Origin of the sequence: Saccharothrix sp., assembly GCF_031180885.1 — a bacterium.
In the GTDB taxonomy this organism is placed as follows: Bacteria; Actinomycetota; Actinomycetes; order Mycobacteriales; family Pseudonocardiaceae; genus Actinosynnema.
On sequence record NZ_JAPSLK010000026.1, the window covers coordinates 59,455 to 83,015 of the forward strand.

The 23,561-nt window shown below is 69.3% G+C and carries 1 protein-coding gene; it reads left to right on the top strand.

Translation table 11 applies throughout. The features are described from left to right. Positions 1-23,550 (top strand): AAA family ATPase, encoded by a 23,550-nt coding sequence (locus RIN75_RS26120; RefSeq protein ID WP_309114664.1) that lies wholly within the window; start codon positions 1-3, stop codon positions 23,548-23,550. The last annotated feature ends 11 nt before the right edge of the window (positions 23,551-23,561 follow it).

The following is a 23,561-nucleotide window of genomic DNA, read 5'->3' on the forward strand; positions in this document are numbered from 1 at the left end:
GTGCTGGCCCGCTGGTCCGGGTGGGGCGCGGCCGGCCAGCTGTTCGACAAGGACCAGTTCGCCGCGCAGCGCGCCCACCTGCGCGAGCTGCTGACAGAGGAGCAGTACGCGGCCGCCCGCCGCTCCACGATCAACGCCCACTACACCGACGGCTCCCTGGTCTCCACGATCTGGGACGCCCTCGGCCGCTTGGGGTTCGACGGCGGCGAGGTCCTGGAACCCGGCTGCGGGTCCGGGCACTTCATCGGACTGGCACCCGACACCGCCCGGATGACCGGGGTGGAACGCGAACCGGTCAGCGCCACGATCGCGGCCGCCCTCTACCCGCACGCTACCGTCATCCGCGGGTCCTTCGCCGACGTCACCGCCGCCGAAGGCAGCTTCGACGCCGCGGTGGGCAACGTGCCCTTCGCCAAGGTCAAGCTCGACGACCCGAAGCACAACCCCGGCCGCCAGCACAGCATCCACAACCACTTCATCATCAAGTCGCTGCGCCTGACCCGGCCCGGCGGCCTGGTCGCGGTGCTGACCTCGCGGTTCACCATGGACGCCCGCAACCCGGCGGCACGGCGCGAGATGGCGCAACTGGCCGACCTGGTCGGCGCGGTACGCCTGCCCACCGGCGCGCACCGCCGCGCCGCAGGCACCGACGCGGTCACCGACCTGCTGATCCTGCGCCGCCGCGCCGACGGCGCCGAGCCGCTCGTGCCCACAGACTCCTGGGACCTCGCGATGCCGGTGATGGTCGGCGACGCGGAGGCCATGGTCGAGGTCAACCGGTACTTCCTCGACCACCCCGAGCAGGTCCTCGGCGAGTTCGCCGTGGAGCACGGCATGCACAACGCCGAGACCCTGGAGGTCAAGGGCGCGCTGGACCGGCTCGGTGTGGACTTCGCGCTGGCCGTGGACCGCGTGGTCGCCCGGGCGCTGGAGCAGGGCCTGGTGATGCGCCCACGGGTGGAGGCCGCGCCGCGACCGGCCGCCACCGTCACCGTCGTCGATCCCGAGGCGGCCCGGTTCAGCGGCTCCCTCAACGCGCTGGACGATGGCACGTTCACCGTCCGCGTCGGCGCAATCGACCTCCCCTACACCCCACAGAAAAAGGAGGACGTCGGCGAGTTGCGGGCGCTGATCGGTGTGCGCAACGTCGCGTTGGCGCTGATCCGCGAGGAGCAGGAGTCTGTCGACGACACGCCGCGCATGGACGAGCTGCGTGCCGAGCTCAACCGGGTCTACGACGACTACGCCGCCACCTACGGGCCGATCAACCGGTTCACCGAGCGCCGCCAGCTGCGGCAGGTCTGGCACGTTTTCGGCGAATGGTGCGACCGCAAGGGCTACAACAAGCTGCCCGCCTCAACCGACACTGTCACCGCGTACCTCGGCGAGCTGCACTCCTACGGCCTGAGTCGCACGCAACTCGAACGCCACCTCAAAGGGCTGGTCAAGAGCCACGCCAGCGCCTTCGACAGGTCGGTCAAGGCTGCCGCCGTGTCTTTGGCCAAGGACGCCAAGAGCATCGACAGCCAGGTCGACGTCAAGGCACTGGCGGCGAAGTTGCTCGCAGAGACGCAGCCAGAGAAGCTGCTGCGCCGGGCGAACATGGCCGATCTCCGGTTGCCGGCCGACATCGTGGCGGCAGGTCAGGCCATCGTCGACCAAGGCGCCGACGAGGACTTGCCCAACGACGTCCTCGACGAGCTGAACCTGCGCATGACTGTCATCAACCGGCCGTCGCAGGGCGGGTTCCGCGACGACCCGTTCGCCAACGTCGCCCGCGCCCTGGAGAAGTTCGACCCCGTCACCCAGTCCGCACGCAAGGCCAACATTTTCACCCAGCGCGTGATCAATCCACCCCGGGTCCGGCTCGGAGCCGAAACCGCCGAAGAGGCGGTCGCGATCTGCATGGACACGCACTCGCGGATCGACCTGGACGAGATCGCCAGCCTGATGGGGCTTCCCGACCGCGACCGGGCCCGTGAGGCACTGGGAACGCTGGTCTACGACGACCCGGCCCTGATTGAGCCTGTGTGGGCACCGTTCTACCTAGCCGGGAACGTGCGTCAAAAGCTTGCCATCGCACGTCGGGCAGCTGAAATGGACCCGCGGTACGAGGTCAACGTCGCCGCGCTCGAAAAGGTCATTCCGCGCGACCTCGGTCCCGAGGAGATCGAGGTCCGGCTCGGCTCGTGGATCGGGCCGGAGTACGTGCAGGCGTTCCTGCGGGAACTGCTGGAGGACGACAACGTCCGCGTCGAGGGCGTGGCCGGGCTATGGCTGGTGTCCACCGACAAGAGCAAGCAGTCCAAGGCAACTGTGCTCAAGGCCAACGAGATCTGGGGTGGCGGCGGCAAGGACGCCTACGACCTGACCGAGAGCCTGCTGTTCGGCGCGCCTATCGAGGTCTTCAAGAAGGTCGAGGCCGTCCGATCGGACGGCACCACCTTCGAGAAAGACGTCCTAGACCCGGAAGCCACTGCGGAGGCGGTGGACAAGGCGAGTGAGATCTCCGAGCGGTTCGCCGACTGGGTGTGGGAGGACAGCGAGCGCGCCCAGCAAGTGATGCGCCAGTACAACGACAACTTCAACGCCGAGATCGAGGTCGACTACAGCACGGTCGAACTGGCGCTGCCCGGCCTGTCGCAGGCATACAGGTTGCACGACCACCAGAAGATCGCGGTCGCGCGGATCGTGCACCAGGGCGGAACCGGGCTGGTGCACGAGGTCGGCGCGGGCAAGACCTTGGAGATGATCGTCGGGGTCATGGAGCGGCGCCGCCGGGGCCTGGCAAACAAGCCAGTGATCGTCGTGCCCAACGACAGCATTGCCGAACAGTTCGAACGGGAGTGGTTGCAGGCCTACCCCGCCGCGAAGCTGCTGGCCGGAACCACCGACGCCGTGTCCGACAAGGAGACCGAGAAGTCCAAGGGCCGCAATCGACGTGCGGAGTTCGTCGCCCGGGTCGCCACCGGCGATTGGGACGCCGTGATCATGACCAAGGAGTCGTTCCAGCGCATCCCGCTCCCCCCGGACATCCAGGGGCAGTTTCTGCGCCGGGAACTCGACGACCTGCTCGCGGCCAAGACCGCTCACGCGGAGTCCATGAGCCAGTCGATGACCAAACGCATCGAGTCGGCGATGGACAACGCCGAAGCGCGGCTGAAGTCCCAGTTGGATGCCATCGACCGCGACGTCGCCGGCATGACATTCACCGAGGCCGGCTTCGACTTCGTCGTCGTCGACGAGGCGCAGAACTACAAGAACGGCCTGGTGATCTCCGCCATCCCCGACCTGGCGATCGAGGGCGCCTATCGGTCGATCGACCTGGACATGAAGCTCGGTCACCTCCAGGAGCGATTCGGCACTGCCCGGGTCGTACTGGCCACCGCGACCCCGTGGACCGGAAAGTTCTCCGAGGTCTACCTGTGGATGAGGCGCCTGGGGCACGATCTGCCACGCTTCGACACCTGGGCTCGCACCTACGTCACCCAGAAGAACTTCCTGGAGATGACCCCCGGCGGGACGCTGCGCCCCAAGAGTCGCACCCGCGGCACCATCAACGAGACCGACCTGTGGCGGTCACTTCGGCTGACCTCCGACGTGAAGATGAAGCAGGACCTCAATCTCGCCACCCCGGAACTGCGCGGCGGACGCATCGAGATCCTTGAGGTCCCCGCGTCGGTGCAGGCCCGATTGTTCACCCTCGACGCCGCCCGCCGCGAACGCGAGCTCAAAGGCCCGCCCGAGAAGGGCAAGGACAACCACCTGGTCATCGCCCACGACGGGCAGTTGGCCGCCCTGGACCTGCGCACCGTGGGTATCACCACCCCAGAGCCGCAGAAGGTCGACATAGTCGCCGCGGACATCTTCGCCGAGTGGAACGCAGCCCGTGACAACGTCTACCTGCGCGACGACGGCACCGAGCATCCGGTGCGCGGCGGGCTGATCCTGGTCTTCTGCGACGAGTCCACGCCGACCAGCAGGCACTGGAACTTCTACACCGAACTGCGCGAACAGTTGGTCAGTCGAGGCATGGACGAGAAGTCCGTCCGATTCATCCACGAGGCCAGCTCACCGCAGCGCAAGGCCGACCTGCTCGCCGCCGCCCGCGAGGGAGCGGTGTCGGTATTGGTCGGCTCGACCATGAAAATGGGCGCGGGCATCAACGTCCAGGACCGGGTGCTGGGCGGCTACGAGATCACCGGTCAGTGGCGGCCCGACATCACGGCCCAGGCCATCGGCCGCGCCGAACGCCAGGGCAACCAGAACAAGTTCTACTTCTGGAAGCGTGTCGTGCTGGCGCCCAGCATGGACGCCAAGAAGTGGGAGATCACCTCGCAGAAGGCGCAGATGTTCGCGCCGCTGTACTCCTCCACTCCGCCCGAGCGGACCCGGGAGATCGCCAGCACCGAGATCGACAGCCTCGCCGAGACGATGGTCGCGGCCACCGGCGACATGCGCCACAAGGAGAAAGCTGACCTCGACGAGGAGCTTGGCCACCTCAAGCGACGTCGCTCCAAGCACATCCGCGAACAGCAGGCCCTCAAGCTGTCCGTCATCAACAACCGCGCCGCCATCCCGAAGCTGGAACGGCGCGCCGAACAGCAGGACCAGGTCGCCGCTCGGCTGGTCACCACCGAGGGCGAGAAGTTCTCGATGGTCGTGGGCGAGACAACCTTCAGCAAGCGCACCGAGGCAGTCGAGGCGCTGCGCCAAACCCTGGCCAACGCGATGGCCACCGCACCACGCTCGGGGCGGGGCACCGTGGTGCCGATCGGCTCGCTGGGCGGGCTGGCGATCGAGGCGGCGGTCTACCCGCTCAACGAAGGCGACCAGCGCCTCGTCCTGCGTTTTCCCGAGGCCAACCTCACTGCGTCGAGTACGTCGGTTGACCCGGGGGACCTGCCCAAGGGCATCGGCCTGATCACCCGGCTGGAAAACAAGCTGAAAGTGATCGCCGCCGCTGGGGATCGGACTCGTGAGGACATCGCCGAGACGCTGGACGCAATCGAGGCCGCTGAGGCCGAGGTCGGCAAGGCGTTCCCCTACGAACACCTCATCGACGAGTACACCCAGCGGCGCGCCGTGCTGGTCTCCGAACTCAGCGAGGTCGATGACCTGTCCGCCGATCCTGACGAGGATCCCAACTCGCCGGAGGCCATCGCCCGGCGGGAGCGTCGTGAAGCCCGGCACCGCGAACTCACCGAGCTGGCCTCCACCGCCCGCGACCTCGCGCTCCAACTGGGCTTCGACGGCGCCGCCGCCCAGTCGTTCGGCGCCTGGTACAGCGAGATCACCGGCCCCGTGCTCGCCGCACAACGCCCGCCGATCGAACCCGCCCTCGACGTGTGGCTGAGCATCGGTCGCCCCGATCGGGGCGGGCGTACAAGGCTGGCACCGCTGGGCGCGCGCAGCGGGCCCACGCTGCCGAACCTTGGCATCCCCGACAGTCTCCCCACAGGCCAGGAAACGGCCGGGCCCTTGCTGGACACGGCTGCCGGCACCACCCCCGCCGAGTCTGTCGAACCTCGAACCGCCGAATCGCGGACCTCTTCACCCTCAGCGGCCACCGGCGGCGGCGTGCAACGCGACCAGCGCCGCGATCCCGACCGGCACGTAGTAGCACCCGCCGACACCACCCGGCCGGGTGTACCGCCGATCGAGCAGATCGTCAGCGAACCGGCCGGGCTGGTGGCACTGGAATCACTGACCGATGCCGCCGACACCGCACAGCAGTGGGCACGCCTCGAACAGGAACTCACCACGGCGGGCTTCGAGCACGTGCGCCGCGACGAGGCCGACCTGGGTGGCGTGGACTACACGACGGGACAAGTACTCACCGACGCGGGCTGGCTTGTCGACGAGGAGGTCCGCGTACTGGCCGCGCACGTGGAAGAAGTCCGGATCTACCGGAACAACGCCGTGGCCACCGAGGCGGTCGACGCGATCATGGCCGCCGACGTAGCGGGACAGCCCGCGCTGCGCCCGGTCCGGAACCTGCTCCGCGACGCCGGTCTGCTGGACTCGCTCACCGAGCAGGCCGCGCGCGAGGTACAGCTCGCAGTGGCGCTGCGCGGTGTGGCCCGCGCTGCTGCGGGCAACACCGACGCCGAGCTGCACGACCCCGGCGGCGATCGCCTGCGCACCGACGAAGACCTCAATGCCTGGATCGGCTACACCGGCAGCCCGCTGAACGTCGGTGACGTACAGATCTACTTGTCGGAGGACGACGACGGGCTGACTGCGCAGATCCTGCCCAACGACGGCAGGTCCCCATCGGCCTGGGTGCCCCTACGGCCGCAGGGCGAGGGTCCCGCCCGGCTGATCGGCGCGATCACCGACACCATCTCCCGCGCAGGGCAGATCGCCGAGGACGTCAGGCGCCGGGTTACGGACCGGCTCGCCCGCAGTCTCAACCTGCCGCCCGTGCCCCACCCGCTCAAGGAGACTGCGACCGACAAACTTCGGGATGTCAGCGAGGCGCTTTCCAGCCTGCCCCGCGACCACGAGCTTCGCGACACCGGCTTGGACCTGCTGCGCGACGCTCGCGCCTACGACGCCATGTCCCGCGCCGTGAACTGGAGCTATGAGGTGGGCATGCTGTGGCCGGGCCCTCCGGTGGCGCGGGTCGCGCACGGTGATGAGGCAGCGGCACTCGTGGCCCTCGGCCGAGCGGCCTTGTCCGGTAGCCGCAACAGCACCCTGCTGTGGCGCGGTGTGCGCGTCGACCTCGGCTACCTCGGCGACCGCTTCCACGCCGTCCTGTCCAACCCCCTGTCGACCGACCGGCCGCGACTGGCCGCAGAACCCGGCCACCGACCACCCGCCGACAACGGCACCCACATCGCGCTGCCCCTCGATGAACAGTGGATCATCGACGGCGACGGACAGCGGATCGCCGCCAAACTGGATGATGCCGTGCTCTGGGCGGAGGACAGGGCGCACAGGCTGCTGGGGCGCATCCGCGACTACCTGGCTGACGTCGACCAGCATAAGGCGTCGGCCGAGTCGACCGCTGGCGCCGTCGCCGCTCTGGCCGTCGATCAACGGCCTGGCGTGCCCGAGGCCGTACCGGATCCCACAGCGGTCGACGCTCAGGAGTACCAGCGCCTGCGGCGGGTTGCCGCCGCCCGTCGCCACCGTGTTCGCAACATCACCGCCGAGTTGCCGTTGTGGGAGCAACTAGTAGACGCGACCGCACGTGCCCGCGTGCTCGCCGCGAGCACGCCACGTCGCGAACTCGTAACCAACGCTGACGGATCTTCGCGTTGGAGCCTGAACACGGCCGATGGCATCACGATCCTGCACGGCCGTTCCTTCGTGCACGCCATCGGGAACCGGGCACCGCGCGTCAGCAGCGCGCAGGTGCGGGAGTTGGGACGTCGGCTGGCCGACCTGCGCGACGCGGACGGCAACCCGGTGCCATTCGCCGCCCCCGGCTACCGAACCTGGTCACAGGGCTGGCGCGACGCCGAGGGCCGCACCCTGGCCGCAGCCATCGACGGGGTGGCCGCGACCTGGGCGACCGAACAAGGCTTCCGGTATCTCGACTCGCGAGAACACTCCACACCCGCGCCGCCCGGTGGTCCAATCGACACAGACGGATTCCGGCTTGCGCGTCCGGCTTCCGAGGTCGCCCCCGGGGATGTGATCCGCCTGGACGGCGAGTCCCGTGAGGTCGCCGACGCCGGGCGGTGGACCACCCAGTACTCCACGAAGGTAGGACGGCGTACCCAACGCGTGGTCCAAGACGTCTACCGGCTGACCTTCACCGACGGTCTCTCTGTGAACCTTCCCGGCCCCGAGACCCGAGTCGATGTGAGGTTCGCTCCTCACCACCATGTTCTCGAAGCAGGACGCGATCCGGGCATGGGCCGCTGGCAGGACACGCCGGCGGTCTTGGACAGAACCTCCCACAAAGACCAGTTCTCAATTCTCGACGGTACTGACGCCGCCAACGTGCCGGCCCGGCGCGTCGAGCCGGGAACACGGCTGGTGTTCACCCCGACAGGCGATCCCGGCTACGACGGACGGTCACGTGTCGGCGAGATCACGGGCCAACTTGCTTACTTCCCCAACCTGCGCCCGACCAGCTACAAGCGCGTGGTCCGGTTCGCCGACGGCACGCTCGACCTCGTCGACATCAACGACGAACAACGCGTCGTCCTTGATCCTCCGCCCGAGCAGTACCGGCAGATCCTCCACGACTGGAACAGCCTGCCACCGCCATCACCCCGCCCGCGGGAACTGCCGACTACGGTGCCCGCTCCACAGCCATCGCAGCGCCCGACCCTGCGCGTGGTGGAGCCATTGCTGCACGAGCAGGGCTGGGCCCGAAGCGCCTACCGCGATATCCGGGAATCCGGTGGCAAACCACAAGGAATCCCCGGGGCGGGGCTGACTCCGCAGGAATTCAGCCTGCTCTGGGTGAAGGCGGGTACGGACACCTCGCCCAAGGCAGAGCTGGAAGTGCACCTGTCCCCGGCGGGCGTGGTCACCAGGATCCAGCGCAACCCAAGTCTCCTGGACGGCACAAACCCGCCAGTGAACGATCCGACGCTGCGCGACGTAGTCGAAGTCGCCGGCTTCACAGCCAGCGAGCCGGACACGCCGCCGGAACAATCGCCATCCGCCGTCGCCGCTGTAGACGATCGCGCCGATGAACCGACCGCCTCCAGTGCCGCAGCAGGCCCGGATGGCATCGCCGCCGACACGGGAGACCAGGTCGCTGGCCTTCAACTCGACGCCAACCAGCTCAGCGCCGCCAACACTGTTCTGGACACGGTCACCGGCGACTCGACCCAGGCCAGGCTGGACAAGCTCCGCACCGAGATCACCGCCGCCGGCTATGCCTGGAGCCGCCCTGTCGGCGCAGTGATCGGCACCGTCGACCACGAGACGGCCACGATCGTCACCGACTATTCCTTGTCGGGCGAGGACGAACTGCTCGTACTGGCGGCCCACGTCGGCGCACTGCGCCGCCACCTCAACCACGACGCCGCTCGGGCCACTGTCGACAACCTGCTCGACGGAACCGACTTGTCCAACCGTGAGGCGGAGATCCGCGTCGCCGACGCGCTGCGCGAGCTGGGTGTGCGCGGCCCCGCCCTGAGGTTCGTCCGCGAAAGGCTGGCCGACGCCGCCGCCTTGCGGCACATCGGGGCCGCCATCGAGTCCACTCGGGACCAACCGGTGCGCCTCCTCGACCTGGACAGCGGTGAGCTCGGCGGCGAAGTTTCGGGCGACGTGCCGTGGACCATCCTTCCGACCGGCCGCAACCAGGCGTACACCGAGCGCGGTCTGGCCTGGGGGCTGGTCCGCGTGCGGGTTCTCCATAGTGCCGCCGACAGCCGGACGCTGTGGATCTCCACTTCCGCCGCCCCGGACGCGGTGTACCGGGTGAGAGCCGACCGCAACCCGCAGCTCGTCCTGGCCGACACCGTCGCCACCGCCACAGAGCAGGCACAACGCCGGTACGACTCGGTCACCAGCGAGATCGCCCTTCGCATGCCTGCGCGGCGACCGGATACCAAGCCAGCCACCCAAGCCGGCCCCACCCAAGCCGGCTCCACCCAAGCTGATCCGGCGACGGTGCTGCCCGACTTGGAGCAGGTGCTCGGCGCGACGGCCGAACAGGCGGCCTGGATCCGCAGCCGACTGGTGACGTTGACCCAGCACCCGCTGCTGCGGAACACGGTCGAGAACACGCCCGAGAACTTGGAGCCGACGCTTCGCGCCGAGCTCACCCGCGTGATCTCTGCACCGCTGACGGACCTCGCGCGCTCAGGCGCGCGCCCCGACCAAGTCGCGCTGGAGGTGGCGACCCGCTACACCACCAGGGACCGCCGGTTCGCTGAACGCCTGTTCACCGTGGCCGCCGCACTGGTGCCCGCACGGATCCGCCGCGACCTAGCCGCAAGTCTGCCGGAACTGGTCGACAACCTGGCCAACGACCTCGGCCTCTCGGTGACCGACCGCCAACGCCGCTGGCTGCGTTCCTGGATCGGCGCGGCCGCCGCGCACGACCAGGTCCGACAGTGGGCACGGGTCAACGCCCGCGACCAGATCCAGCACGTCCTCGACGAGCACCTGATCGACGCCGCCGTGCACGCCGTCGTGGACGACGGAGCGGAAATCGGACCCGATGTGCCGGGATTCGTGCTCGACGACCCGTCGATCGCACAGTTCTGGCTGAACATGGCCCGCCACGCCATCTACGAAGAAGTCAACGAGCTGCACGATCACGGCCTGGCACACGCCGAACGCGAACCTTCACCTGCGACTGGCGCCGCGGTACAGGAGCAGACACCGCAGGCCTCGCTCTCCGCACAGGAGGACAGTCCCGAACGTCCCAGCGGGGCAACGTCCGTCCTGCCGCCTGCTGCGGAGTTGGCAGCCCTTTACCCCAGCCAGCAGATCACCGCAGAGCAAGCCGAATCGTGGCAGGTACTGCTCGGTCAACTCGCCGATCAGGGTTTCACCATAAAGACGCAGGCCCCCGATCCTCGCTTGTATCCAGATCGGCCTGAGCGGGCGCACATCTTGAGCTTGAAGAGCGAGTCACAGGTCTTGCTCATTGTGATCGACCAGGACCCCGCCCTGGCGATCGTCGACCTAGCCCGTGCCGTGGTGGCACTCCAGACCGGCGCCTCGTGGAACCTCACGGTCTCGGAGCAGGACGGCAGAGCCTTGCTCGCGACCCTCATTCGCCACAGCACACCGGGCCAGGGCACAGGCGAGGAGCACGAGATCTCGGCCGTCGAATCTTCACCGTACGACGTCGTCGACGCGGGCGTCCCCGAGACGGCAGCCGTCTCGGACGGGTCCGGCGAGCCGGTGATCGCTGGCACGGTGGGTACACGGGCTGCACAGGTCGGGCACGGCGGCCGTTTGCTTCAGCTGGTGCCGCGGCCGATGGCCGACCGGCCCGTAAGGCAGGCTCCGTGGCGGACGCGGCGGGATGTGGCGGCGCAACTTCTCAAGGTGGGCGTGCCTGTGGCGACCGTGGAGGCGCTGCAGAAGTCCCGCGCCGTCGTCGCGTCGCCATCCGGTGCGCTGTGGGCGTTCCAAGCTCGGCTGACCGGAGCGCCCAAAGCTCGGCGAGGTCGGCGTTGGTTCATCGTCCACGTCCCCTCTGGGGCGCAGTTGGGAGCGATGCTCGCCCACGCCTCACAGGATCGGCCCCAGGTCCTGTTCAGCAACACCCGGTCCGACGCGGAGCACAACCGCGAGGTCGCCGCCTTCGACCTGCCAGACCATGCCGTGCCCGGCTACTTGCACGCCCTGGAGCATCTGCTCGACGCCCGCGGCGCCCACATCGACTGGACACGCCCGGTCGACGAGGTATGGCGCGCCGGGCAGGCATGGCGTGACTTGGACCCGACCGGCAGCCTGCCGGTCGAAGGCAGCCACCCCCGCGCCGCGGGCCTGCGCGCTCTCGACACCGCAGCCCTGATGCACCTGGCCACCGAGGAACGTGAACAGATCCCGCTGACCGAGGCGTTCAGCCGCGCGCTCAAGCGGGTGAGTCCGGGTTCGTGGGAGCGCATCGACGGTCGGTGGGCTGAGCCTGCGACGACGGCGCTTCTCGATCTGGAGCACGAGCTGACGAACGTCGGCCCCCGAGTGACGCCGTACCCGGTGACGCCTCCAACGGACGAGGAGAAGCGCAACGAGAGGTTGCGCGAGCAGGACAGCGCCACGCTGGCGATCGTGCGGGTGGCGGACGCGATGGCGTTTGGCGGTCAGCCCCACGAGGCAGTGGACCTGCTCAGGGCACGCGCCGAACGGATCGCCCCCGACGACGAGTTCTACAACGGCGGCCGGTCGCACCTGCTGCATCGGGCGGCCGACAGGATCGCCGAGCTGTTCTCCCCGCAACCGATCGAGATCGAGAGGCTTGCACGAGCGCAGGTGGGCGACGTCATCGCCTGGGCAGGCGCGATGGAAGCTGGCGGTCCAGACGTCACGACCTGGGAGGTTGTCGACGCTGCAGGGCCGGAGCGGCTGCGGCCGGGGGACAAGTCCACGGTCGTGGTGACCGCCCGCCGTCTCGGGCCGGTGTCGGAACAGGTGAAGCTGCGCCTCTCCACGACGATGGAACCGGGGCAACGGTCGGTCGACGTGCTCTACCAGAACCGCAACAACCGGGACCTTCGCCAGGTTGGACGCCGTTACCTCGGTTGGTCGGCCGTGGACGAGTGGGCTGTGCTCGATGCCGGGACACCTCCGCCCACCAACCGCGCCGAACTCGTCGAATGCTCGCGGCGGGCCATCCTGGCGTTCCAGGCACAGGCCTTGACAGCCGCCCCTACGCCCGTGGTCGAGGAGCCCGCCGTCAGACGCGGTCCCGAGGACGCCGCCAACACCGCCGTGCTTGCGGCGGTCACCGCCGGGGACATCGACCCCGTCGGCCCGCCGGTCGAGGCCACGCCGGAGGCAGGCGAGGCCCTGTTCGCGGTGTCCGACCTCGACCGGGTGCCACTGCGCCCTTACGACCCCCACACCCAGCATTCGACCACGCTGATCCAATACCACGCCGACACCGACGTCCTGCTGGACGACGAGCTGGAGCAGCGTTGGCGTGTTCTGGTCGGGCAGGCCGCCCTGCTTGGCCGTCGGGTCGTCATCCAAGGAGACCCGGGATGGGAAGACCACCCCGAGGGCAGCGTGATCATCCTGCAGTTCGGCATGACCCGCCGCACCCGGATGGAAGACCTGGAGCGAGCGCTCACCGAATTGATCACCGGACCGGTCGGTGACGAAGAAGGCGAACTACTCGACGAGCGCATGGAGGCGCTACTAGCTGACGGCACCTTGCCGGGATTCGCGGAGTTCGTCACCGACCAGCCGCTGACGGTGCCCGACGGCTCCGACGCCGAACGCCTCGTCGACTGGGCGGCACGGTTCAACCGCGACGACCGCCCGCACACCATTGCGACCCGCAATCCCTGGGAGCTGAAGACTCCCCTGACACTACAAATTCTCGCGGCCGGGTTCACGCTGGTGGAGTCGACCACGGGGAGCGCGGAGGTCGACCACCGACGAGGGCTCATTTCGCTCCCGCAGGCAGCAGCCAAGTGGTACGACAACGATGCCCTGGTACCGCGAACAATCGCGACAGCGTTGGCGAGGGCGGTCCAGGACCGGCGCGCGGCGTTGCAGTCGGGCGCACGCGAAGACTCTCCGGAGCGCTGGTCACGCCGGTGGGACACTCTTCTCCAGCAGGCGCGCTTGAAAGGTCTGGTCACCGAGGTCAGCGCAGACGGCTCCGTCGTGTTCGCCGACAGTGACGAGCACGGCGCGCTCGCGGCCGGTTCGCGACACACACTCGACCCTGAGGTGCCCACACAGCTGCGGGTGCGCTGGCTGTCGCGCCGGCTCGCCGCAGCCCCAACAGTGCCGCTTATCGACGACCCGTCCCGCATCGGGCCGCACAGTCAGCCCGCTGACGTCCGGCTGCCGTTCTTCGAGCGCCTGCCTGTGGGGTGGCCTGGATTCCTCGACGAACGGCCGAGGGCACAGGAGCCAGCACCTGCCGAGCCGGTCGTCCACCAACACGCCGAGTCCAGCGTCGTCGCTACACCGGGCACTCCGATAGTGGACGGCTCCACACCTAAGGTTCCTGGCGCTTCGCCCGAGTCCGTGCCACTGGCGGCCGCAGATCAGGGTCAGGACCAGTCCGGTGGGGCGGTCGGTCCTGTCACCCAAGAAGACCTTGGCTCGCCAGCGTCAGGTGGAGGCCGCCCTGCGACGCAGCAGGAAGAGGATCAGACGACGAATCCACAGTTCGGGCTGTTCGACGTCCAACTGCCTCCAGTCGACCAGTTCGAGCAGGCGCTGGCCAGCAGGTTCCCAGAGCGCAGCAAACCCGATGCCGAGGCGGACCGACTGCTTGCCGAAGCGGTGGCCTACACGTCGGTCACGCAGGCACAGATCCAGCAGGTGATGGACCTGCGCACCCGGATCAGCCAGGGCGACAAGGAAGCCGTCCTGGCGCAATCCGAACTACTCAGAAGCGACCCCGACGACCCGACGAAGGTCTACGGGGCGAACGACCCGGAGTTCCGGTCCACCACGATGCAGTGGGTGGGTGCGCTGGTCCGCGAACTCGCCGACCACGGTTGGACAGTCCGGCACTTCTACCCGAGCAACAGGGCGAGAGCCGATCACTACCGCCAGGTCGACGACCTGCGAGCCCTGCTGCTCAACAGCAGGCTCCCGCCGTTCACCACCGCCTCCGAGCTGGCGGACATCGTGCACTCCGTGCGGCCCACCCCACAGCCTGAGCTTTCTGCGACCGAGGGCAGCCCGCCAACGGTCGAGCAGATGTCCGCCGAACCGCACGACTCCAGTCATCGGGACCGCCTGTTCGAGCTGAAGGAAGCCGGAGGCGGCAGCCCAGAGGACGCGTTGGAGAACCGGCTTCCCGAACGCACCAAGCTGGACCCTGCCGCCGACGCGGCCTTGGCCGATGCCGTGGCAGCCACCGGCGTCACCGAGCAGCGCCTGGAGCAGCTGCTGAAACTGGGGGCGGATCACGTCCCGGGCAACGCCACGACCTGGCGACGGATCAGCAAACTCGTCTCCACCGACCTGAACAACCCGCAGCAACGCCACATCGCCGGCACACCCGGGTACACCGCAGCCGTAACCGAGTGGCTGGCCGCGCTTGCCCGCGAGCTGATCGACCGCGGCTGGGCCATCCGACACTTCTACCCAAGCAACACAAGCAATCCCGTCCAGATCCGGGTGCTCCAGGACCTCGGGATCGTGCTGCTCAACAGCCGTACGGCTGTCAAGCGAGGCGTGGAAAACCTGCTCAGCCTGGTAATAAAGCTGCGCGAGGGCGATGCGCAACAAAGTGATGCCGTCGATGCTGAAGCGGCACAGCCTGAATCGGCCCCCTATGCGACCAGCGAAGTCGGCGCCGCGATCACCGCCGGGAGCGAGCCCGACACCAGCGAGCCCAACGGCTCCGGCGAAGCGCAGCCGGACGGCCAGGTCGAGCAACCACGCTCCGATCAGGACGGGGACGAGTACACGGCCAGCGAGCGGCCGACGTTGTCCCAATGGCGCGACCTCGCTGCCAACCACAGACTTGAGGTGCGGGTCACCCGCGTCGCGGACCAGGCGTGGATCGTAGTGCACGAGCGCACTCCTGGCGCGCCCGTGGGCCAGCCGGACCAGCCCGCGATGCCCGCCGTGCTGGCGATCCCGGTTGAGGCCGACTACGCGGTCAACGGTGCCGGACGCTCGTTGCCGCTCACCGAGGTTGCCGAGTACTTGGCGGCATACCGCGAGCGGCTTTCCTCGCAGTTGTTCACCGTCTCCACCGGGCTGCGCGACTGGCCTCGCCGGCTGGCGCAGCTCGCGCCGTACATGGTCGACGGCCCCGATGCCCGGCAGGCGGTCGCCGACGAGGTGGCCGACACACTGCGCCACGCCTCCGAACGCAGGCCGCGGGACGCGGAGGACGCGCTGCGCCGCGCCGAAAACGCCGCCGGGCCGTTGCGCCCGACCCCGGAGCGGGAGGCCCAGATCGTGCGGGCCGTGCACGACTATGCGGCCGCCTACGACATCGGCGGTGATGTCGGACGCACTCTCACCGAATCCAAGAACCACCTCGACGGGTCCTGGCAAGAGTGGTCCTGGATCAACGCCTACCTGGGCCAACACCCCGAGCTGAAGAAGACACAGCCGGAGCACGCGGCGATCACCGCGCGCGACCGCGCCGAACTGGCCGAACAGGAGCGCCGGGGCGCGGAGTTCAACAGCCTGGCCGCCCAAGCGTTCAAGGAAGGCGATTACGCCGAGACGCTGCGCCTGCTCGACCAGGCCGAGATCGAGCACCCAAGCAACCGCCTGCGGTGGGACGACCTGCGAGAGCGGGTGCGCACGCGCGCCGCCGAAACGCCGGGCACGTCCCAGCCGGCCGCGCCGACCGACGAGTCGCCCGCCGTCCCGGAACCGGTCGAGGACGCCGTGGCCGGGCAGGGACGCCCGACCGTGGTGCAGGCCGCCGGGGAGCCGGTGCTGTTCACCCCGGAACGGCGTCTGGACGTGCTGGTCCGGGTCAACGAGGCCGCCGCGGCGTGGTTCGAAGCGCAGTTCGAGCGGTCCTCCACGGCACGGGACTACCTAATCCGGAGGTTGGGCGGACAGGACAAGCTGGACGCCGCCCGTCGCCCGTTGTCCGAGGGCACGCCGGGACTGATGGTCGGCTACGCGCCACCCGGCTGGACAGGTCTGGTCGACCACCTGAGTTCACGGGGCTTCCGCGACGACGAGCTGGTCGAGGCCGGTGTGGCGAGGGTGTCCAGCGCGGGCAACCTGATCGACGTCTTCCGCGACCGCATCGTGTTCGGCCTGCGCACCCTGGATGGCCGGATGGCGGGTTTCACCGGCCGCCCGCCCCGCGACGACTTCGCCAAGGAGACGCCGAAGTACCTGAACACGGCCACGACCCCACTGTTCAACAAGGGGGAGATCCTCTTCGGGCTGCACGAGCAGCGTGACCGCGTCCCGCACGCCAAGCCGGTCATGATCGAGGGACCGACGGACGTCCTCGCGCACGCGGCGGCACGCGATCCCGAGCAGCGCCTGCTGGTCGTTGCCGCCTGTGGTACGGCGGTCACCCGCGAACACCTGCGCCTGCTGGACCAGGTGGTGCCGCCGGAGCGTGGCCGAGTGCTCGCCCTGGATGGCGACGGGCCCGGAGCCAAGGCCGGCCTCAGGCTCGCGCAGGAGGAGTTGCCCCGCTACCGGCAGGCGCTGGAGGTGACCATGCTGCCCGACGGCATGGATCCCGCCGAGTGGGCGCTGAACCGGCCGCTGGAGCAGATGATCCGCGCCTACCTCGCCCCGCCGTACACCAAGCCCGCGGTCGACGTCCTGGTCGAAGCCACCCTGGAGCGGTTCGCGGACAAGCTCGACTTCGTCGACGGACGTGTCGACGCGGCTCGGGCGGTGGCCAAGCTGCTCGCCATCGCGGGTCCGTCGCAGGTCGTCAGCCAGGTCACTGCGCTGGAGGCACGGCTGCAGCTGCGACCGGGCGACATGGTCGAGTTCGTCACCCGGGCGTGGCTGGACACCGTCGACTTCACCGGGGATAACACGGAGCACGTCGAGGAGATCGCCGCGCTGCTGGCATCCGTGGACCCCCGTCTGCTGTCGCGGGAGACCGACTCGCCGGCGGTCCTCGACGCGATGATCAACGCAGAACACGCGTTGCGTCTCCCGCTCGGCGACCTGGCGCGGCTGGTAGCCCAGCGCAGGCAGGCCGCGTCGGCTCCGGCCGTCGCCGCGTCGTCGCAGGCGGGCGGCGATCCGCTCACCGGTGACCCGATGGTCGACCTGGCCCGCAGCCTCGGTCTGGTGGTCAGGCTCGACACCGTCGGCGAACGGCAGTGGATCACCGTCTCCGAGCAGACTCCCTCGCCATCTGCTGTGGCGTCCTGGCCCGTGGCGGCCAGGCAGTTCATCGCCGGCACCGGGTCGGCGCACGACGTCCCAGTCCTCGAAAGCTACCTACGCAGCTACCGCGGCGAGTTCGGGATTGCCACGCTAGCGCTGGCCACCGAGGTGCCCGACTGGGCTTCGCGGGTGGCCCGCCTAGCGCCCTTCGCCGTCACCGGACCGACTTACCGACGCGACGTCGTGGACAACCTCAACCGGGCGATCCGCATGGTCCGCGACGGCGGGCGCGACGCCGAAGCCGCCTACTGGCTGGTGCGCGCCGAGAGCGCAGCCCCTCTGCTGCCTCTCCCGTCGGTGACCAGCGCGGACGTTCCGGCAGGGACCACCTCGGACGCGCCTCCCGATCGGGAACACCAAGCCGCGGCCACAAACGACACCGTCCCGGCTCCCGCTCCCGTCGACGTGGACCGAAAGGCGTGGTCGCGGCGGATCGCAATCCGCGTCACGGGCACCACCGCGTTCGTCACCGGCACCGATGCCACGGACCCGGCGCCGCTGCGCAGCGCGCTCAAGGACAACGGCTTCTGGTGGCGCAAGAACGACCAGCACTGGGAGTGGGTCCGCTCACGCAAGCAGCCCTCACGCGACGATGCCGTGCAGGCACTGCGCGATGCCCTGGACGTACTGGACGCCCAGGCTGCTACCGAGGCAGAGACGAAGGCTGCCGCCAAGGCCGCGGCCGCGAAGGGGCCGACGTTCCCGCCCACCCCTCAGCAGCAGGCGATCCAGGACGCCTTCGCCCAAGGGCTCAACATCGCGGTGCGGGCACTCGCCGGTACAGGCAAGACCACCACGCTGCGGCTACTGGCCGCGTGGCTGGCTGCGAACTCCCCTGACAAGAAGATCGTCTACATCGCGTTCAATCGCAGCATCGCCAACGAGGCACAGGAAGCGTTCGGCCCGAACGTAGAGGCCGACACGATGCACGCCATCGCCCGCCACGCGTTGAACAACCACCCCCGCCTTGGCATGAAGGTCGGTGGGAACATCGCGAAGAACGACGGCTTCGGTAAGGACATCGCCAGTGCTCTAGGGCTTAACCCCGACGGCCGGGTGCGCTATGGCACGCACGGCCAGCACGAGGTCACCGCCAACCGCCTGATGTCGATGGCCATCGCCGTGGTGAAGAAGTACCGGGAGAGCGCCGACCGGGAGATTGGCGCCGCGCACCTGCATCCCGACATCGCCGCAGACCCGTCCGGCTTGGGTCTGGCCGTGCTGGACTGGGCACGCCGCATCTGGCAGGACAAGTCCTCGCCCGAGGGAACGCTGCCGTTCACCCACGACGACTACCTCAAGATCTGGGCCCTCGGGAACCCCGTGTTTCCAGGTGACGTGATCTTCTTCGACGAGGTCCAGGACGTCAACCCGCTTCAGGCCGCGTTGGTCCAGGCGCAGTCGGCCCAGACCGTCGTGGTCGGCGACACCTACCAGAGCATTTACGGCTTCCGCGGCGCGCAGGACTTCCTCACCGGCTGGCCCGCCGACGAGACATTGGACCTGACTAAGAGTTGGCGCTTCGGCGTCGCCGTGCAGGACGTCGGCAATCTCTTCCTGGAGCTGCTGGAGTCCGACCTTCGGCTGGAGGGCAACCCTGCCCTGGACACGCGCCTGGACGTCGTGGACGAACCGGACGCGGTGATCGCCCGCACCAACGCGGGTGCGGTGGCTGCGGTCGTCGAGGGCATCGAGGCCGGCGAGCGGGTCGCCCTGGTCGGCGGCGGCAAAGACCTGGTCGACATCGCGCTCGCGGCACAGGAGTTGCAGCGAGGGCGTGAGACGAAGCATCCCGAGCTGAAGTCCTTCTCCCACTGGGACGACGTGCGCGACTACGTCGAGGAACATGAGGAAGCCAAGTCGCTGCGGGCCTTCGTCCGGCTGGTCGACAAGTACACCCCCGAGGGCCTGATCAGGCTGGCCCGCCAGCTGGTGGACGAGAACGCGATCGCCGAGGACCTCAAGCCACAACTGGTGGTGTCCACCGCGCACAAGGCCAAGGGCCGCGAATGGGACAAGGTCAAGGTCGCCGACGACTTTAGGGGGCCGACCACCGACGACGACGGCAACATCGTCCTGCCAGACCCGGAGACGCTGCGCCTATCCTACGTGACCGTGACCCGCGCGAAGCGGGTGCTGGAGCTCGGCTCACTCGGCTGGATCCTCGACTTCGCCTCCAAAACCGTCCAGACCCCCGCGGAGGCACCCGAGCAGGCCACCGCCGTTTCCCGCACGGAACAGGAGGTGGCCGGGACAGAGAACGACGCGGTCGCGGCACCGGAAGCGGCCCCATCTCCGGAGAAGCCGACCGAGGTCGCACCGGCTGAACCTCGGGAGACGGCCGTCGCGACCGACGGCCTGATCTCCGAGTTGAGGAATGTGCCCGGACGGCCCCTCGACGCCTTCGGGCACACGATGGCCGCCGAACCACCGGCGGAGCTGCTCAACTCCCGTTTCCCCGTACTGCCGCAGGCCGTGAACCTGGTCAACGGGGAAGCTTTGCGCCAGTGGCTGGAACTGCGCGTGGCGGATCTTCCCCGCCAGGTCGGCGGCCTGCCAGCCGGACCTGCCCGGCTGGCGCTGGCCACTGCCGCGAGTGTGCTGGTACTCGGGGAAGACGCCTCGGTGGCCGATGTCGCCTGGCGGGTGGCTGGCAGCGACCCGTTGCCGCTGCACACCGCCGTACGGGTGCGCCAGTTCGCCGATGGGCTGAGCGGGCTCGTCGCCCACGACCTGTCGGCCCGTGCCGCTTTGGGCCGGTACCACAGCGGGCGGGACCTGCCGGGCTTCCTGGTCGCAGTCGGCGATCGGATCGAACGAATCGCCCGCGATCCGATGGCGCTGGCCCGTGCTCGCGCCCGCCTGATCTTCGCCCGCATCGACCCGCAGGTCATCGAGAACGCCGACGTCGAGGTGCGGCAAGCCGAGGAAGGGGCAGATCCGGTCCGGGACCTGCTCGGCCATGTGCTGCCGCCGGAACTGCGGGGCCAAGTCGACCCAGCGGCTTTGAAGATCGTCAACGACTCCTTCGTGGCGTTGGCGCTCAAGGTGCCCTTCGACCCCGCGCAGCGGGCTGCGCAGGAGATAGCCGACGGACGGGGGTTCGCCACCGCCGTGACGTTGCGGGCCCTCGCGGTCGAGGGCAGGGCGCGGGTCCGGGACGGCGGCCGAGCTGGCCGCATGTTGCGCCGAGTCGGATGGCCCGTCATCGCCCAGCGCTTGGACGAGGTCGCCGGCCGAATGGAAATCCTGGGCAGACTGGACCTGCCCGACGAAGACGCACCGACACCGCTGCTGACCCGGGACGATCCGCGCGAGGACACACCCGACCCAGCCTCGATCGCTGAGTCGGCACCACCAACGGTGGCAGACATCTCAACTGCCATGACGGCGCTGCCCACCAAGTACTTCGCCCAGCTCGTGCGTGACCTGGACCGTGGCACGGTGGCCTCACCGCTGGACGGCGCGGAACCCGTCGACCAACTCGACGGCGCCGCGCACAACCCGACGTTCAGGCATATCGAGTTCCGCACCCGCGGCCTCACGGTCGAGGTCCGCGACGAAGCTGGACACCGCACAGGCCGCCTGACCTGGAAGCAGGTTCAGGATTGGGTCAGCGCGGGAGTCACTCCTGCGACGCGTCGCGTACTGCTGGAAGCCGAAAGCACGCTGCGGCGGTTCGAGGCCGACCAAATCGGCTTCGACCTCAACGGCGAAGCCGAACTCGCGGCCACGGTGACGCAGGGCGAGCTGGCTGGCTACAGCGAACAGGCCAGGCGGGCGGTCATCGAACGCGCCGCCCAGGCGCACCGCGATGGCACTGCGGTCAAGCCTCGCCGTCGCCGCCGTGCGGGTGCGTCCGACTCTGCGGCGTTGCCGCTGACCGACGGGCTGGAGGACCTGCCGGAGTCGATCACGGCCGCGCTGGACCGAGTCGCGGTGCTGGGTACCGTGCTGACCGAGGAAGCCGACCGGGTGCGCACGGCGTCCCGGCTCAAGGCCGGTGACGTCGTCGTCCGCGACGACCCGTCGGGCTTGTGGCGGCTCACGAGGCCTCCCCGGCGCGCCGAGGATCACGTCGCGCTGGTCGGGGAATGGATCGACCGGTTCGGCACGGCGCTCGACGCAGCCAGCGGGTGGCAGCTGCCGGCTGAATCCGGTACCGACCCGGAAGTTCGGGTCGTCGCCCGCCCGGGGAGCCTGGCCAGGCTGGTCTCCGCGCCACGACCAGGCGCTCTCCACTTCGCCGGCACCCGACCAGACGGACCGTCGGCGCAGACCCCGATCACCGTGCCCGGCGAGTTCGGCCTTGCCGAGTTGGGTTGGCGGCGCATCTCCTTGGAGTGGGATCAGGAAACCCGCACGTCGGTGGAGCAGTTGCGCCGCGGTGACGCCGACCTACTGCTGCGCTGGGCACCCACCGACGACGGGCTCGCCTTGCTCAGCCCGGTCGAACTCAACGGGGTCGCACGAACCGTCACGTCGCTGGGACAGGTCGAGGATCTGCTCAGGCCCGTAGAGCCAGCACGCACTGAGCTGGCACCCACCCAGCCGCAGCGACCCGGCCGACAACCCGCACAGCGGCAGACCACAGCGCAGGACACCCAGCTGGATCTTTGGGCCGCGCAGAACGCCGAGGATGCCCCGCGTCTCGCGCCCGAGCAGGCCGTGCTGGCGGAGGTCGTGCCTGCTGCGGCGCGCGAGGACCGCCCGATCGATGGCCAATCCACCCTTCCGGCGGCCCCGGACGCGGTCGTCGTGGCCCTTCCTGCGGAGTCGAACACCTCCACTACCGGCGTCGAGCCCCGGCCGGAGGCGACCGCAACCACCGGATACGACGCCGACGCCGAGCAGGACGCGGCCTGGGAAGAGGGCGATGCGCACGTCGATGCCGTGGAATACGACTTCGTGGCCGCGGAAACCGACGAGGACGAGGAGCACCCCTTCGCCGACCTCGCTGACCGCGAAACCGCGCTGGTGGACGGCCCAGACGGTCCGACCGCGGACGCGGGTGTAGTGCGCCCGGTGATCGCGGCAGCCGACCCGGTCCCGCTATCCGATGCCGAGCCCGAGGCGGCAACGTCCGCCGACGGTGTCGCCGATTCGGCCACCGAGTCCGCGGACCGGGAAGGGGATTACACGTCCGACGCCGAGATCCCCGTCCTCGCCGAGGCCACCGACCAGCTCGCCGCGCCCGACACCACCGAAGCCGAGCCGCGTGCCGCAGTCGCTTCGGTCCCGGTCGACAGCGACCCACACGCCGATACGGCGGAGCCGGAGCAGGCGACTTCTGAGCAGGTGCACCACCAGGACGACGAGCACCCCTTCGCCGACCTCGCCGACTGCGAAACCGCGCTGGTGGAGGACCCGCCAGCGGGCGCCGCAGTACCGGAAGGGCCGGTGTCGACTGCCGGTCCGTCCGCGGAAGCAGTGGTGGCGGAGGCCGGGGACATCCTGGAACGTGCGTTGGGCCAAAGGTGGTCGGACCTGGTCGCCCAGGCCGACCTGCTCGGATTCGGGGTGCGGACGGGATACGAGCGGGACTCCGGCGTGACCGAGGACCCGAAGACGATCGTCATCTCTTTCGACAAGCCCGCGTTGGACCGCCTGCTCGACCTGGCCACGCTGGTGGCCCGGGTCGCCGTCGAGCAAGCGGGCGTCAACACCGTTGCAGCGGACCAGGTCCTGCGTGAACGCGCTGCCTACACCGCATACGAGTTCCCCACGTTCGCAGGGGTTCTCGATGTCGAGGACGTCCTGGTGGGCACCGCGTCGACGAACCGCGGCGCGGAATCCCGGTGGCGCCTTACCGGCCGGCTCGACGACGTTCCGGTGACACATGCTGCGGCCTACGCCGCCGGCCGCTCGCAGGGATGGGGTCCGGTCAGCGACACCCCGCTCTACGACGAACTTCGACGTGAACTCGGCCTTCCGGAGCCGGTGTCCACGGCGCCGTTGGTCGCCGAACCGGCCAGCCACCAGACGCGCGCCGGATGGCAGGCGGGCTGGAGCGTGGGCCGCCCACCAAGGGCCACCGGCGCCCACGGCGGGACAGGCCGTGCGGGGCACCGATGACCACCACCGGC